The organism is Treponema sp. (assembly GCF_017430385.1).
Classification (GTDB): Bacteria; Spirochaetota; Spirochaetia; order Treponematales; family Treponemataceae; genus Treponema_D.
Genome location: NZ_JAFRNB010000135.1, coordinates 1 through 12991, shown reverse-complemented (window position 1 = coordinate 12991; position 12991 = coordinate 1). Strand labels below are relative to the sequence as shown.

General features: G+C 40.9%; 14 protein-coding genes. 5 read left to right on the top strand and 9 right to left on the bottom strand.

Annotated features, from left to right (window positions below; translation table 11 throughout):
- The 5 genes from IJJ71_RS10270 to feoB all read left to right on the top strand — a co-directional run bounded on the left by IJJ71_RS10270 (nucleotide 1) and on the right by feoB (nucleotide 5571).
- On the top strand, nucleotides 1–1395 hold the full coding sequence (locus IJJ71_RS10270) for a carbon-nitrogen hydrolase family protein (RefSeq protein WP_296846810.1): 1395 nt from the start codon (nucleotides 1–3) through the stop codon (nucleotides 1393–1395).
- 3 nt (nucleotides 1396–1398) lie between these two features.
- Nucleotides 1399–1965, top strand: coding sequence for an NUDIX hydrolase (locus IJJ71_RS10265; RefSeq protein WP_296846809.1), 567 nt, complete (start codon nucleotides 1399–1401; stop codon nucleotides 1963–1965).
- On the top strand, nucleotides 1965–2342 hold the full coding sequence (locus IJJ71_RS10260) for a biotin/lipoyl-binding protein (protein WP_296846808.1): 378 nt from the start codon (nucleotides 1965–1967) through the stop codon (nucleotides 2340–2342). The genes IJJ71_RS10265 and IJJ71_RS10260 overlap by 1 nt, the downstream gene beginning before the upstream one ends.
- A gap of 106 nt (nucleotides 2343–2448) precedes the next feature.
- Nucleotides 2449–3048 carry an NHLP bacteriocin system secretion protein gene (locus tag IJJ71_RS10255; protein WP_296846806.1) on the top strand — a complete coding sequence of 200 codons (600 nt, stop codon included), beginning with the start codon at nucleotides 2449–2451 and terminating at the stop codon, nucleotides 3046–3048.
- A gap of 90 nt (nucleotides 3049–3138) precedes the next feature.
- Nucleotides 3139–5571 (top strand): ferrous iron transport protein B, encoded by a 2433-nt coding sequence (gene feoB / locus IJJ71_RS10250; RefSeq protein WP_296846804.1) that lies wholly within the window; start codon nucleotides 3139–3141, stop codon nucleotides 5569–5571.
- Nucleotides 5572–5584: 13 nt separating this feature from the next.
- Here feoB and IJJ71_RS10245 read toward each other — a convergent pair whose 3' ends face one another.
- The 9 genes from IJJ71_RS10245 to IJJ71_RS10205 all read right to left on the bottom strand — a co-directional run bounded on the left by IJJ71_RS10245 (nucleotide 5585) and on the right by IJJ71_RS10205 (nucleotide 12361).
- Nucleotides 5585–6517, bottom strand: a complete 933-nt coding sequence (locus tag IJJ71_RS10245) for an SH3 domain-containing protein (RefSeq protein WP_296846802.1) — start codon at nucleotides 6515–6517, stop codon at nucleotides 5585–5587.
- Nucleotides 6518–6531: 14 nt separating this feature from the next.
- The gene (locus IJJ71_RS10240) at nucleotides 6532–6888 is read right to left on the bottom strand and encodes a hypothetical protein (protein WP_296846800.1); all 357 of its coding nucleotides are present in this window, start codon (nucleotides 6886–6888) and stop codon (nucleotides 6532–6534) included.
- Between the two features lie 48 nt (nucleotides 6889–6936).
- On the bottom strand, nucleotides 6937–7842 hold the full coding sequence (locus tag IJJ71_RS10235; RefSeq protein WP_296846798.1) for an SH3 domain-containing protein: 906 nt from the start codon (nucleotides 7840–7842) through the stop codon (nucleotides 6937–6939).
- 51 nt (nucleotides 7843–7893) lie between these two features.
- Entirely contained in the window at nucleotides 7894–8022 is a 129-nt protein-coding gene (locus IJJ71_RS10230) for a hypothetical protein (protein WP_296846796.1), read from the bottom strand.
- Between the two features lie 24 nt (nucleotides 8023–8046).
- On the bottom strand, nucleotides 8047–8823 hold the full coding sequence (locus IJJ71_RS10225; RefSeq protein ID WP_296846794.1) for a hypothetical protein: 777 nt from the start codon (nucleotides 8821–8823) through the stop codon (nucleotides 8047–8049).
- 101 nt (nucleotides 8824–8924) lie between these two features.
- Nucleotides 8925–10136 carry an SH3 domain-containing protein gene (locus tag IJJ71_RS10220; protein ID WP_296846792.1) on the bottom strand — a complete coding sequence of 404 codons (1212 nt, stop codon included), beginning with the start codon at nucleotides 10134–10136 and terminating at the stop codon, nucleotides 8925–8927.
- 121 nt (nucleotides 10137–10257) lie between these two features.
- Nucleotides 10258–11613, bottom strand: a complete 1356-nt coding sequence (locus IJJ71_RS10215; RefSeq protein ID WP_296846790.1) for an ankyrin repeat domain-containing protein — start codon at nucleotides 11611–11613, stop codon at nucleotides 10258–10260.
- A 149-nt stretch (nucleotides 11614–11762) separates the two neighbouring features.
- Nucleotides 11763–12086 (bottom strand): type II toxin-antitoxin system RelE family toxin, encoded by a 324-nt coding sequence (locus IJJ71_RS10210; protein ID WP_296846788.1) that lies wholly within the window; start codon nucleotides 12084–12086, stop codon nucleotides 11763–11765.
- Between the two features lie 2 nt (nucleotides 12087–12088).
- Nucleotides 12089–12361 carry a type II toxin-antitoxin system Phd/YefM family antitoxin gene (locus tag IJJ71_RS10205; protein WP_002706714.1) on the bottom strand — a complete coding sequence of 91 codons (273 nt, stop codon included), beginning with the start codon at nucleotides 12359–12361 and terminating at the stop codon, nucleotides 12089–12091.
- Nucleotides 12362–12991: the final 630 nt, after the last annotated feature.

Genomic DNA, 12991 nt, shown 5'->3' with positions numbered 1-12991 from the left:
ATGAATATCTACAACACGGTCGCAGAACTTTGCTCTCTGGTAATCAATTCCTGCACGGAAGAATTTTTTGTGCATTACAGCTGCATTTCAAATGCCGAGAAATTCCGCATAAACGAGCTTGTTTATGAGAAAATTCCGGTTCTTTTTGAGACGGACACAAAACGGCTTAGGATTTTTGAAGTCCATCAGCTTGTGGAAGAAGATTTAACGGAGGAGCTTTTTGAGAGTCTTAAGGAACTTTCGGACAGATTTTTCAAGAATAAATACTATTTTGCGATCGTGGGGTTGATTCAGATTCTGGACGAGGCTGTTGAGACTTTATTAAAGAAGAAAATAGCCGAGTTCCAGGATGATGATTTTTCCGTCGTACTGAACACAAACCGAGAGTCCACTGGAATAGGACTTCTGCCGCGCACTTCCTGCGTGTGGGAGCGAAAGCACAGGCTCAGCCACAGCTATAACCGCATGGACAATTTTTTGTTCAACATGCTCCTCATGGAAAATACGATTTTGGGCGAGCTGATTGACAAGCATTTCTTCCTTAAAAATGATTTGTTCCCAAAATTCGCAGAAACGGGCACCTTAAAAATTGCCGCCACGCCACTCAGATTGGAAAGGCGTTTTGATGTCGTTCCTTATTCCGAGGACAAAGTTCAGTTCTTTAAAATCGCTTACGATGAATCCGACTACGAGGCCGAAAACAGCCTTATCTGGGAAAAGATTGTCACGGCGGCAAAGAACGAGAGCGACATCATTGTGTTCCCGGAGATGCTCGGAAACCCTGAGATGACAAATTTTATCACCGAAAAGCTCAAGGCTCTTTCTGACGAGGAACGGGAATATATTCCTTCGCTCATAATTTTGCCGTCATTCTGGGAAAAGAAGGGCAACACGGTCACGATTCTTGATAAATTCGGGAAAATCGTATGCCGCCAGAGCAAGCAGAATCCTTTCCGTGCGGATTTGAACGGAACAGGCTATCTTGAGGGAATCCTTTCGAGCCTTGTGGTGAATATCTTCCATTATGAGGGAATCGGCCGTATCGCCATTCTTATATGTAAGGACTTCCTCACCACAAAATACATGGAACAGCTCATGCGGTGCTTCAAGCTCACGCTTATCATTGTTCCTTCATTCTCGACAGGTTCTTATGATTTTAGGCAGTCGTCGGATTTGTGCGCCCATGATGATTGCAATGTTGTCTGGATTAACACCTGTGCGGCTCTCGAAAAGGGCAAGGAGCTTAATTTCGAGAACATCGGTTATGTCCGGAAGAGAATCAGCCGTACCGATGACGAGGCGCAGATGCTTTGCAAGATGCCGATTTGTGAGGGGGCTTTTAAAGGTCAGTGCGCTCACAACTGCATTTACTATGAGACAATAAGCGGTGTGTAGCCTATGAAATTCAAATCAATCAATAAAATCCATCAGGGAAAATTCATTACCCGATACAATATTGACTATGAGACTGTGAGCGGCAAAAACAAGACTTACGAGATGATTAGCCGCAACCCGAAAATCACGAATGAAGATGAATTGAAAGGCGGGCGAGTTGATGCTGTCGTCATGATTCTTCATGATGAGAAAAGGGAGCAGATTCTTCTTTCGCGTGAATTCCGAATGGCGACTGGTGAGTGGGTCTACAATTTTCCGGCGGGGCTTATCGACAGCGGAGAGGATGCGGCTTCGGCTGCGGAGCGAGAGCTTCGAGAGGAAACAGGCCTGAAACTCACCCATATAGATGAAATCTGGTTTGAGTGTTATTCGGCGGTCGGCTTCTCTAACGAAAAAAATATCGTGATTGAAGGAACTGCGAGCGGCGAAATCAAGCCGAGTGATTCCGAGATGGAGGAAATCGAAGCCTATTGGTACACAAAGGCTGAAATCCGGGCTTTGCTGAAAGTCGCTCGTTTTGCTGCCAGAACTCAGGCATATTGCGTACTTTGGAGCAGGGAGCAAAAATAATGAAACGCGCAATCTTCAGAAAATCTGCATTGGATAGAATCGCTTCTCTTGATCAGCTTGAACAGACTATGACTGTCGTAAAGCCGTCTAGTGTGCTTGCATTGATCTCGGTGGCCATTATTCTCGGTGTGGCAATCTTGTGGGGAGTTTTCGGTTCGGTGCCTGATACAGTGAGCGGAACAGGCGTTTTGGTGAACAGCGACCATATTACGAGCGTAAAATATGCGAATCAGGGCGCGGTAAAAAATATTTTTGTCAATCACGGCGATACGGTTCATAACGGTCAGATTATTGCCCGAATTGAGCGGCAGGATATTCTCGACCAAATCAAGGTGAATGAAAAAAACTCGAAGGTTATCTCAAGATGCAGAGTGTGATTCGTTCTGCAAGCAAGGGCGGGAACGCAAAGCAGGGGATGATGAAGAGCCTTTTTGATCAGGGACTCATCACCGAGCAGGAATATTTAAATTCCCGCAGACGGAGATGAACATTGAGCAGCAGATTCTTGTGCTGAATGAGAATTATCAGACGGCGACTCAGGTTGTGGCTACTGCGAGCGGGCGTATTATGGAAATTCCTGTGCGCCGCGGTGATTATGTTCAGCCGGGCAGCACGATTGCGGTTATTGAGTCTGGTTCTGACGAGGCAACAATCGGTGCGCTTGTTTATTTTTCGGCTATCGAGGGCAAGAAAATCCAGCCTGGCATGAAAATCGGGCTTGCACCGACGACGGTAAAACAGGAAGAGTACGGATACATTCAGGGATTGATTACCGATGTTTCCGAATTTCCTGTCAGTGACAATTATCTTGTGTCAATTTTGCAGAATGTGAGCCTGGCGAACACTTTCCACCAGATTCAGAATCCAATCGAAGTGAAGGTAAGCATTATTCCGGATCCAACGACTTTTTCTGGCTATAAATGGTCTTCATCAAAAGGCCCGGCTCAAAAAATCGGTTCCGGCTACATCTGCTCGGCGAAAGTCACCACGGATTCCAAACGGCCGATTTCGCTTATAATTCCAACTTTGAAGAAAAAATTGCTTGGCATCGGGGAGACTTTTACGGTCGAAAAACAACAATGAATGGACAGAGACTTCTATTTAAATATAATTGACAAGCTGGTAAATCTTTGTAAAATTTAAGGAGAGAGAAATTGTGCGGAAAAGTGATATATGAATCTTAGTCAGGTGAAAATCGGGGATAGTGTTTGTGTAAAAAAGCTGGGCGGAAACGGAGCGTTGCGCCAGCACTTTTTGGATATGGGAATTATTCCGGGGGCGGAAATTACTCTTGTAAAATATGCGCCGCTTGGGGACCCGATGGAATTTCAGCTGCACGGATATGAACTTACGCTCAGGGTAGCTGATGCTGAGAAGATTGAAGTGACCGCGTTAGGGATTGTAGGGCCGGACGCCGAAGGCGGCCGTTCCGAAGAGAGCGGAGCGAACGAAGGAATGGAGCGCGAAGACGCGGAAGCCCGAAAAGCCCGACCTGCCGACAGGCAGGGAACGCCCGAATTAATCGATGACATTACAATTGGCTCGCATCCTGGACTTGGTGAGGGCGGAAAATTTCACAATAAAAAGGAAGAAAATCCTCTGCCGGACGGAACTGTGCTTTCTTTTGCCCTGGTGGGAAATCAGAACTGCGGAAAAACGACGCTTTTTAACAAGCTGACCGGCTCGAATCAGCACGTGGGAAACTTTCCTGGCGTTACTGTAGACAGAAAATCGGGCGAGATTAAGGGGCACCCGGACACTCTTATAACTGACCTTCCGGGCATTTATTCGATGTCGCCTTACACGAGCGAGGAACTGATTTCGCGCGATTTTGTTCTGCAGGAAAAGCCTCACGCCATCATTAATATTGTGGATGCTACTAACATTGAGCGAAATCTTTATCTGACCATGCAGCTTCTGGAGCTGAATATTCCTCTGGTAATTGCCCTGAATATGATGGACGAGTTGACTGCAAACGGCGGTTCCATTGACGTAAACAAGATGGAGCACGTGCTTGGTGTGCCTGTTGTTCCGATTTCTGCAAAAAAGGGGCAGGGTATTGAAGAGTTGATTTCTCATGCTGTGCACGTGGCAAAGTTTCAGGAAAAGCCTCTTCGTCAGGATTTTTGCGGTAAGGAAGATAATGGCGGTGCGGTTCACAGAGCCCTGCACGGAACCATTCATTTGATTGAAGACCATGCGGAAAAGGCCGGGGTTCCTGTTCGTTTTGCAGCGACTAAGCTTCTGGAAGATGATAAGCGGATTCTTCACAAGCTTGATCTTGATGTAAACGAAAAAGAGATGCTTGAACATATCATTATGCAGATGGAAAAGGAGCGCGGGCTTGACCGAAGTGCTTCTATTGCGGATATGCGTTTTAGTTTTATTTACCGTCTTTGCGATTTGTGTGTAAAAAAGCCTCATGAAAGCCGTGAGCGGGCAAGAAGTGAGAAAATTGACCGAGTTTTGACCGGTCGCTGGAGTGCAATTCCATGTTTTTTTGCAATTATGGCGGGAGTTTTCTATCTGACTTTTAATGTGATTGGCGCATGGCTGCAGGGCTTGCTGGAGGCAGGGATTGACGGGCTTACGGTGGTCTGTGATTCTGGCCTTTCTGCAATCGGTGTGAATGAAGTGCTTCACGGGCTTATTATTGACGGTATTTTTGCAGGCGTTGGAAGCGTGCTTTCCTTCCTTCCGATTATCGTTACGCTCTTTTTCTTCCTTTCTATGCTGGAGGATTCTGGCTATATTGCCCGTGTTGCTTTCTTTATGGATAAGCTTTTGCGAAAAATCGGTCTTTCGGGACGCAGCATTGTGCCTCTTTTAATCGGTTTTGGCTGTTCGGTTCCTGCGGTTATGTCTACAAGAACGCTTCCTAGTGAGCGCGACAGAAAAATGACAATTCTACTCACTCCTTTTATGAGCTGTACTGCAAAGCTTCCGATTTATGCATTCTTTGTAAATGCCTTCTTCCCTTCTCGCGGCGGTTTAATTATGACCGGGCTTTACTTTCTGGGAATTTTTGTTGGAATCCTTGTTGCCCTGATATATAAAAGAACGATTTTTAAGGGCGAGGCTGTGCCTTTTGTAATGGAGCTGCCGAATTACAGAATGCCGGGGCTTCGTAACACCGTTCAGCTTTTGTGGGAAAAGGCAAAGGACTTTTTGCAGCGCGCCTTTACCGTAATTTTTATCGCGACAATTGTTGTATGGTTCCTGCAGAGCTTTAACTGGAAAATGCAGCTTGTTGATGATGCCGAACTTAGTATTCTTGCTTCGATTGCGCGTTTAATTTCGCCGTTGATGAAGCCTATTGGACTTGGCGACTGGCAGATTTCTGTTGCCCTTGTAAGCGGCTTTATTGCAAAAGAAAGCGTTGTTTCTACCCTGGAGATTTTGTTTGCGGACGGAGTTCAGACAATTCTTTCTTCTGCGAGCGCGGCGAGCCTGCTTGTCTTCAGCCTTTTGTACACTCCTTGCGTTGCGGCAATTGCTTCTATAAAACGCGAGCTTGGCGCAAAATGGGCAGCCGGCCTTGTCATCTGGCAGTGTGCTTTGGCCTGGATTTGCGCATTTATTTGCGGTTTAGCTTGTAGCCTGTAGCTGAGAAGTCGTACTACATTTTATCGGCTTTTTTCTGGTGCTCCGCCATGATTGGATTCCAGTAGTCGTGGTATGATTTTATATAATCTTCGTTCAGGGAATTGTAAACTCCGAATCTGATGAACGAATCTTTCAGCCATGAAGCTTTTTCGCGGTATATTGAATCAAAAATGCTTTCGGAAGAATAGAAGACGAACATAAATCCTCTGATACTTGTATTAAACTGAGAACCGGTTTTATCAAAGTCTTTGAAATTTTCTTCATTACCCAATACTCCACAGCGGCAATCAGAAATATATCGCTGGCCGTTTATTGAAATAGAAAACTCTTCGATATTTTCAATCTTGAAAGTCTCTGTGTTATATGCTGGCGTATTATCATCGTCTCCCGCCATTACAAATGAAGACCTTGCGGTTACAGACTTGTTTTTAAAATCTGGCTTCCATGTTCCGAATCCACCGGCTCCCATTTCTTCAATATGCCTTTTAAAATCACCGCTTTCCTCAAAACAAAGAATTTCCCGATGTGAAGAATCACTGTCCTCAATCCAATTACATTTTGACAAAAAACATCGGAAATCACTTCCTGTCCATTGTTTTGGCAAAAATGCAGGCTTTTTGTTTGAAAGATAGCCGCCGAACACCCAGCCGAACTCATGGTTATAGCCGTGCCATTCGTAGCGAGGGATTAGAATTTCTACCCACGGAGCTGTGATTCCGTCAATCGTTTCTTCATTTCCGATGGCCACAACTTTGACGGAAAGCCTGTGCGGAAGTCCGCAAAGCCTGTTTGACTTGAGCGATGGAAAATCCCGAACGCGCAAGCCTTCCTTAGAATCGACATACAGCGTATCGATTACCTTGCCGTTTTCGTAAAATCGGGATTTGTCTGCAAACAGTCTTACGGTTAAGAATAATATAGTTAAGAATATTATTTTCTTTTTCACTTTTTTCTCCAAATTTACATGTTTTCAAAGTATGAAAAAAATCCGGGTATACATATTATTAAAAATACAATAAATAAAATTAAGAATTTTTTATATGCTTCTTTCTGCTTAATTTTTAGAATAAGTACAATTATACTGGCAAAAACACATATTGCAAATAATATTTCTGGAATGAAACATTCGTGTATTGTATAAACAATGAAATATGGAACCAGAAGTATTATAAGAAAAAGCCCTTCAACATCATCGATTCCTCCTATAAAATCGCTGAACACGGTTGAGAAAAAAAACGGATACATCAGGAAAATTTCACAGATCAATAAAAATGAGACAATTTTGCTGAAAACATTTGTTTTGCAATCATTTTTCATAAATTTTTTCTGCTAAGCTTTTTATGTGTTTTTTTAAGATGGGCAATGTTAATCATTCCATCTGACATTCCAATATTTATCGTATGATATTTTCTCTGTGTCCTGATTAAAATAGAATGCATGTAAAAGCCCGTCACCACCACATTCTTCGTCAACATTTATTCTTAAGACACTAGGGTCTTCCTTAAAATGAAACATAACATAATTCATTTCTTCACAATACTTTTCGATTTTTGCAACAAGCCGCTGTGTTTTTATTTCATATATATTTATATAGCGAGTGCTGTCTGGCTCCCACTTATCTTTATTTGAATAAGTGTAAATCAGATATTTTTTATTTGGCGTAACAGTTGCATATTGAGCAAGGTTATTTACTTTCACAGTAGGAATAATAGTGCCTTCTTCTACATTGAATACATACAAAATTTTGTTTGTTTTGTTTACGAAGCAAACATAAGGATACCACTCATAAGCATACCCAGTTTCAGTGGCTAAATAACAATTCTCAAAGCTGCAATATATTTCATTTGAATCGTAATTATATAAATAAAATGATTTTCCATTATCTGTTTCCTCGGAACTAATAATTGGACCGCCCATAAATATTCTGGGGGAAATTATTTTTGGTGATGAAACATACCCGCCGAAGCACCAGCCTTCAATTTTATCATTTTTGACCTTTATCCAGTTTGATTTTATGTTGTCGATTTCGTCTTGTTTACCAATTTCAGTAATTTTTACTTTTTCTCCTGAAACCAAAAGCCCGATTTTTGAGGATTTTAAATCTGGGGAATCTCTTAACCGAAGACTACATTCTGCATAAACTGTCGAATCTTTGGTGAGTTTTGTATCAGTATTATGAATTTCTCCAGCTTGCAAAACAAAATGAGTTTCTTGAGCGAAAAGCAAAAAATTAAAAAACATCAAAAGAATTGTTAAAATATTTTTTTTCATACTTTTATTCCTTAAATGCAACTGCATCAATCTGGAACTTTATTCCTTCTCTTATAAATTTTGTTTCATAGGCTTCCCTTCATTTTTCATACAATAACTTGTATATACAAAGTTACCGGCTTCAATAACAGTTGAGTCAGCCCAGAAATCATCAGTTTCAATTCTGTTTATTTTACTCATAGAAAACTCCCGTTTTTTATTTCATCAGATTAATTGATAAGCAATAAAATGTTCATAATTCTGCAACGATAAAATATCTGAAAAGTTTTTTATTTTAGATAAAAACAAATCTTTAATATCCTGCCATGCTGAACCAAAATTCTTTTCTCCAAATTCTTCTGCAACTGGCCAAAACTCATCCTGTTTTATTTTATTATGCTCTCTTGCAGCCCTGAGTCTTGCAAAATATGAGCAGGCGATCAAATAATTAAATCCATTCTTTAAGGCAAGGGGCGCATTTGGAGGAAAAATAGAAGAATCGACAGATCCATCCATCATGTTTTTTAAATCAACATCCGGATATGAATCCATATAGCTAAAAAACGCTTTGTATTCTGAAATATATGTAAGAGTTGTCTTTATTAATAAACTTCGTGCAAAAGGTTCTTCTGACAGCACTTCATTTTTAAATGCCAGATAATAATAGATATAAACAATTGAATATGTCAGTCCTATAATAAGAATTGGCTCATCTTCATTTATAAAATCCTGCCTTGCAACAATAAAAGGCGTTACATCTTTATTTGAGGAAACGGTCGGAGATGCAAAATTATTAAACACAGGATTGTACAGCATAGCTTGTCCGTTACAACGATTTCGAATCTGAGTTAATTCACTTATAGATCCATCATGTGTTACAAATTCAATTTTCAATAAATCCGAAACCCTGTCATAATTATTAATTTTAAATGCTATATCGATTGCTTTTTTTATGTTTTGGTTGCCATTAATATACAGATTTTCTAAAGTTGTGACTGTCATTTTTTTATCCTTTTTTACCTATAAAACAAGCCGTTGCAACGAACTGAACGGAAATGTTCATTTCATTGCCTCTGCTTTGAAGATGTCGTTATTTGCCATACTCATTTAAGATATCCGCCAAAACACCAGTAGGATTTTTTTCCGTCAAAAGCTTTTCCGTCTTTATCCGTTACAGCGGGGGCAAATTCAACCTGAACCCATCTGCTGTAAATATTGTCGATGATTTCGTAGCGACCGCATTTTACGACCTTAGCCTTAGTTCCTTCTACAGCCGTGGTCAATTTTTCATCAGAAAGATTTGGTCCTGAGCGCATCTTAAGATTGTCTTCAAGAACATAGCTCTTTCCTTCCTCAAGTTCTGTTCTATCGATAAGTTCAGGCAAAGTGCGTGATAATGCGAGATATGGATCTTTCATTGGATTACCTGTATATAATGATTCTATCTGCTGTTCAGTAGTGTGAGAAAGTCCAAGTCTTCTTGCTTCTGCAAAAAAGGAATCTTCAAAATCCAGGATATGATAAGGTCCATCCCATTCATCAAATTTTCCAAAATCCTTTCTGACTTTTACTTTCACCGTATCGGGAACAAAGAACCATGCGCTTCGTTTCCATTGGGATTCCTCAAAAATAGCGCCATAATACCATGTGCCTTTTTCGCCCTTTATATTTTTTGAATTTGGAATCTCTGCACGGACAGGAATCATTGCGCCAGGAAGGATTCTTGAACAATTGACATCGATATAACTTTCTCCTTCCTTTTTGTTGTAGATGATGGTTCGGGGAAAAAGCTCACCATTTTCATCAGGAAATCTGTATGTATTACACAAGGCATTGACTGCAAGAATTTTATCCGCCTTTACCGCCTCAATTTTTCCTATGAGGATTTTGTCTCCGACTTTTATTTCTCCGCCTTTATACACACCAGCAAGTTTATATCGGCAATCCTCAAAGCCAATGTCAGGCTCAATTCCTTCAATCTCCAATTCTCTGGCACCTTCCCAGCCCACAGCATTTTTGTCATCGCCGAAAAACCATTCCGCCCCTTCAGAGCACCACTTGTAGTAAATAAGAACTTTTTTTCCTTTTATTTCAGCTTCTCCACCAAGAGTGTAGCCTCCAACTTCAGTGGAGCTTTCTTTTTCCCACAGAAGTTTCCCATTTTCTTCACTGAAAGAATATGTATCAAAATCATATATGCCAGATGCTGTGAAAGTGTTTTTCAGGAGAACCTTCCTGATTTTCTGTTCAAGGCTCTGGCTCCATGCAGAACAAAGCGATATAGACAGAATGATAAAACTTAATAATTTCTTCATATAAATTCTCTCAAATAAATTAATTTTCTTGCGCCCCAGTGCGGGCGTGTGTGTAACAATGAGTTAAACCGCACGCGGGGGTGAGTCTGGGGCGGCTAGAAAGACATCCAAATGCATTATTTTACCAGTCGTCGCTCATATCTTCAAGCGGAAGGTGAATCGCAATCTGCACTTTCTCAGAGCTTTCGGTTTCATTAACGCTGTTGCCTCTTTCTGTTACGGATGCCTTTGAGCCTGTGACTGACTTTGATTCGGTGTCTGGCGTGAGCAGGCGTTCGATTTCGTCATACAGAGAAAGTTCTGTTTCTTTGAGTTTTTCTTTGCGGCATGAGTGGTGAAAGTAGTCCAGGGCGGTCAATCCTTCTTCGTCGCGTAAAGTTTTGTCCGCTCCGTATGAGACAAAAAGCCGGATCCACTTTTCTCTGTTTGACAGCTCATCATCTGACCACGGAATTTTTGCCAAAAACATCAGTGCAGTTTTGCCGTCAGCGTTTTGAATGTTCACATCTGCACCAGCGTCCAAGAGCATTTTTGCCAAAGGCATTTTTTTCATCGGCGCAGAATAATCAGCAAGAAGAATGAGCGCGGAGTCTTTTCTGTGGTCAGGTGTCAGAGCGTTCACATCAAGCCCTTTTTCCAGAAGAATCTTGAACAAGCGGCAGAGGTCAGCGATTTTCTTTTTCTCAAGACTCAGCCTTTTTTTCTTATGTTCCGCAGTTTCATCTAAATCAGGGCTTGGAAAAATCCTTTCTTGCATGATATACAAAAAAGGCGTGTAGTCCCTTTTGCAAAATCCAAAGTCGTAGCGTCCGCAGGGAATTGCGCCAAGTTCAAGGAGAAGACAGGCTTCCGCATAGCAGCCCTCCATCATCGCGAATTCGGCAATGCCGTTTCCATTTCCGTCTTCCGTTAAAAAAGCGTAGCCGTGGGAGCAGAGAAGCCTGATTGCGTCCTGCCGTTTTGACACGACAGCGTTTTTCATCGCATCGTTTTCAAACTCTATTTTTTTGTTCGGGTCTGCCCCAGCGTTGAGCAGAAGAGCCGTTATTCTGTCTGCCTTTAATTCTTTATCATACGCCTTGCAGGATTCGCTCAAGGGAGTGCGTCTTACATCTTCAGAAAAAGCGTTTGGGTCAGCTCCTTTTTTGAGCAGTTTTTCGACTTTTTTATAATCCTGAATTTTAACTGCACGGATAAGAGGCGTATCCTCCTTCCATTCCTGATGAGCCAAATCTACATAATTTCCACCCTCTCCCATGAATATGGGCGCACCGACTATGCCGATGACAAGGGGAGAAAAGAAGACAGCCGCAGCGACAGCCGCCACTTTAAGAGCAATCGCACTTTTTGTCGCCGTTGCCGCAATGAGCGAAACTATAGCCGTTCCACCCGCCGCAAGAATCAGAGGCCACGCCACGGCACAAACGGCAAAAGTAAGTACTATCCAGCCCGGAATATCAAACTGTATACCACCCATGGATAAAAATACTCCTATCTTATGCAAGCAAAAAAAAATTTTTGAATTTTTCTAAAAAAAGCGCCCCAGTGCGGGCGTCCACATAACATTGTTTTAAACCGCAGGCAGCTTGACCGCTTGTCGGATTTGAAAACAGTGTTATGTGATTTTTACTTCACCTCTTCTTTTCTTTCCCCAACAGTTTTATATATCTGTAAATTTTCTCTTTTTCCAATACCCCAGATTTCTACAATTTCTATTTTTTCTGGTGTCAAAAGGCGATATACAATTCTTATGCTAGTCCCACAGGCGTACAATTTATAAAATCCTGTTAAATCTACGTTGTCTTTATTTCCTAAAGGAAGTCCACACAATGGGTTCTGTGAAAGTTTATCAATTTTTTTATTTACATCTTTTTTCACGCTTCCATCAAGTTTTTTATAGTCTTCAACAGCCTCAGGAATAAATTTTATTTCATACTTTTTGTCTTCCATAACTATTCTTCCCGAATTGAATCCCAACTTACTGATTTAGAAGCATCATAATTTTTCATTCTGTTTTTTACTGTTTCTGATATTTCCATCCTTTCAAAAATATTTTCAAGAGTGGAAAGATATTCGTATTTTTCAAAAGGAATCATTACCGCTTCCATTGCATTATTTTTTAGAATAAAAACAGTTTCTTTATTTTCTGAAATGTTTCGTACAGTCTGAGTTAATGATTTCTGAAGCTTTGTAATTGGCATCATCTGACTTGTTTCTACTAACATATTATCACCTCGCGTATATATTATAATATATAGTTTTATATATAGTCAAATATATAATTTAAAGTAAGAAAAAAGCACAGCTTGATTCGAAGTTTTCATCATCGGCTAATTAAAATAAGCTAATATGCAGATTGCAAAAAAGATATTAATCAGGAACAAGAACACACTTAGGATACAAGTGCTTCCATTTATAATATAAAATTTTTTAACACCATAGAAATGCATGAACACTTTCAACAAAAAACAAACCAGTGAAGACACAAATGTGTAGATGCATATGCCCCCAAACACAAGGCATACTAAAGCAAACCAACTTTCCACATAGCGGCTACCAGAACAACGATCCAAAATAAAAAGAAATACATCAAAGGTAAGAATTGAAAATAGAATGTAAAGATTAATCTTTAAGAATCGCATAACAGCCCCTTAATAATAACTGACATCATTTTTCATACTTTTTTTACCTTTCGTTGCCACTGGCAATCCACATAACATACAATATGGTGAGCCTCGCGATGTTAAAAACCGCGGATTTACGGCAAACTTAGATAAAAGACAAGCGGCCGAGTTACCGCAAACAAAGGAGACCCACCAATGGAAAGTATAATTTATGTCGGAATCGATGTCCAC

What these genes read in the sequence shown, in the direction of transcription:
- IJJ71_RS10235 (WP_296846798.1), bottom strand. Translation starts at nt 7,842, where the DNA reads ATGAAAAAAAATATTTTAACAATTCTTTTGATGTTTTTTAATTTTTTG.
- IJJ71_RS10270 (WP_296846810.1), top strand. Translation starts at nt 1, where the DNA reads ATGAATATCTACAACACGGTCGCAGAACTTTGCTCTCTGGTAATCAAT.
- IJJ71_RS10225 (WP_296846794.1), bottom strand. Translation starts at nt 8,823, where the DNA reads ATGACAGTCACAACTTTAGAAAATCTGTATATTAATGGCAACCAAAAC.
- feoB (WP_296846804.1), top strand. Translation starts at nt 3,139, where the DNA reads ATGAATCTTAGTCAGGTGAAAATCGGGGATAGTGTTTGTGTAAAAAAG.
- IJJ71_RS10215 (WP_296846790.1), bottom strand. Translation starts at nt 11,613, where the DNA reads ATGGGTGGTATACAGTTTGATATTCCGGGCTGGATAGTACTTACTTTT.
- IJJ71_RS10255 (WP_296846806.1), top strand. Translation starts at nt 2,449, where the DNA reads ATGAACATTGAGCAGCAGATTCTTGTGCTGAATGAGAATTATCAGACG.
- IJJ71_RS10265 (WP_296846809.1), top strand. Translation starts at nt 1,399, where the DNA reads ATGAAATTCAAATCAATCAATAAAATCCATCAGGGAAAATTCATTACC.
- IJJ71_RS10220 (WP_296846792.1), bottom strand. Translation starts at nt 10,136, where the DNA reads ATGAAGAAATTATTAAGTTTTATCATTCTGTCTATATCGCTTTGTTCT.
- IJJ71_RS10260 (WP_296846808.1), top strand. Translation starts at nt 1,965, where the DNA reads ATGAAACGCGCAATCTTCAGAAAATCTGCATTGGATAGAATCGCTTCT.
- IJJ71_RS10210 (WP_296846788.1), bottom strand. Translation starts at nt 12,086, where the DNA reads ATGGAAGACAAAAAGTATGAAATAAAATTTATTCCTGAGGCTGTTGAA.
- IJJ71_RS10240 (WP_296846800.1), bottom strand. Translation starts at nt 6,888, where the DNA reads ATGAAAAATGATTGCAAAACAAATGTTTTCAGCAAAATTGTCTCATTT.
- IJJ71_RS10230 (WP_296846796.1), bottom strand. Translation starts at nt 8,022, where the DNA reads ATGAGTAAAATAAACAGAATTGAAACTGATGATTTCTGGGCTGACTCA.
- IJJ71_RS10205 (WP_002706714.1), bottom strand. Translation starts at nt 12,361, where the DNA reads ATGTTAGTAGAAACAAGTCAGATGATGCCAATTACAAAGCTTCAGAAA.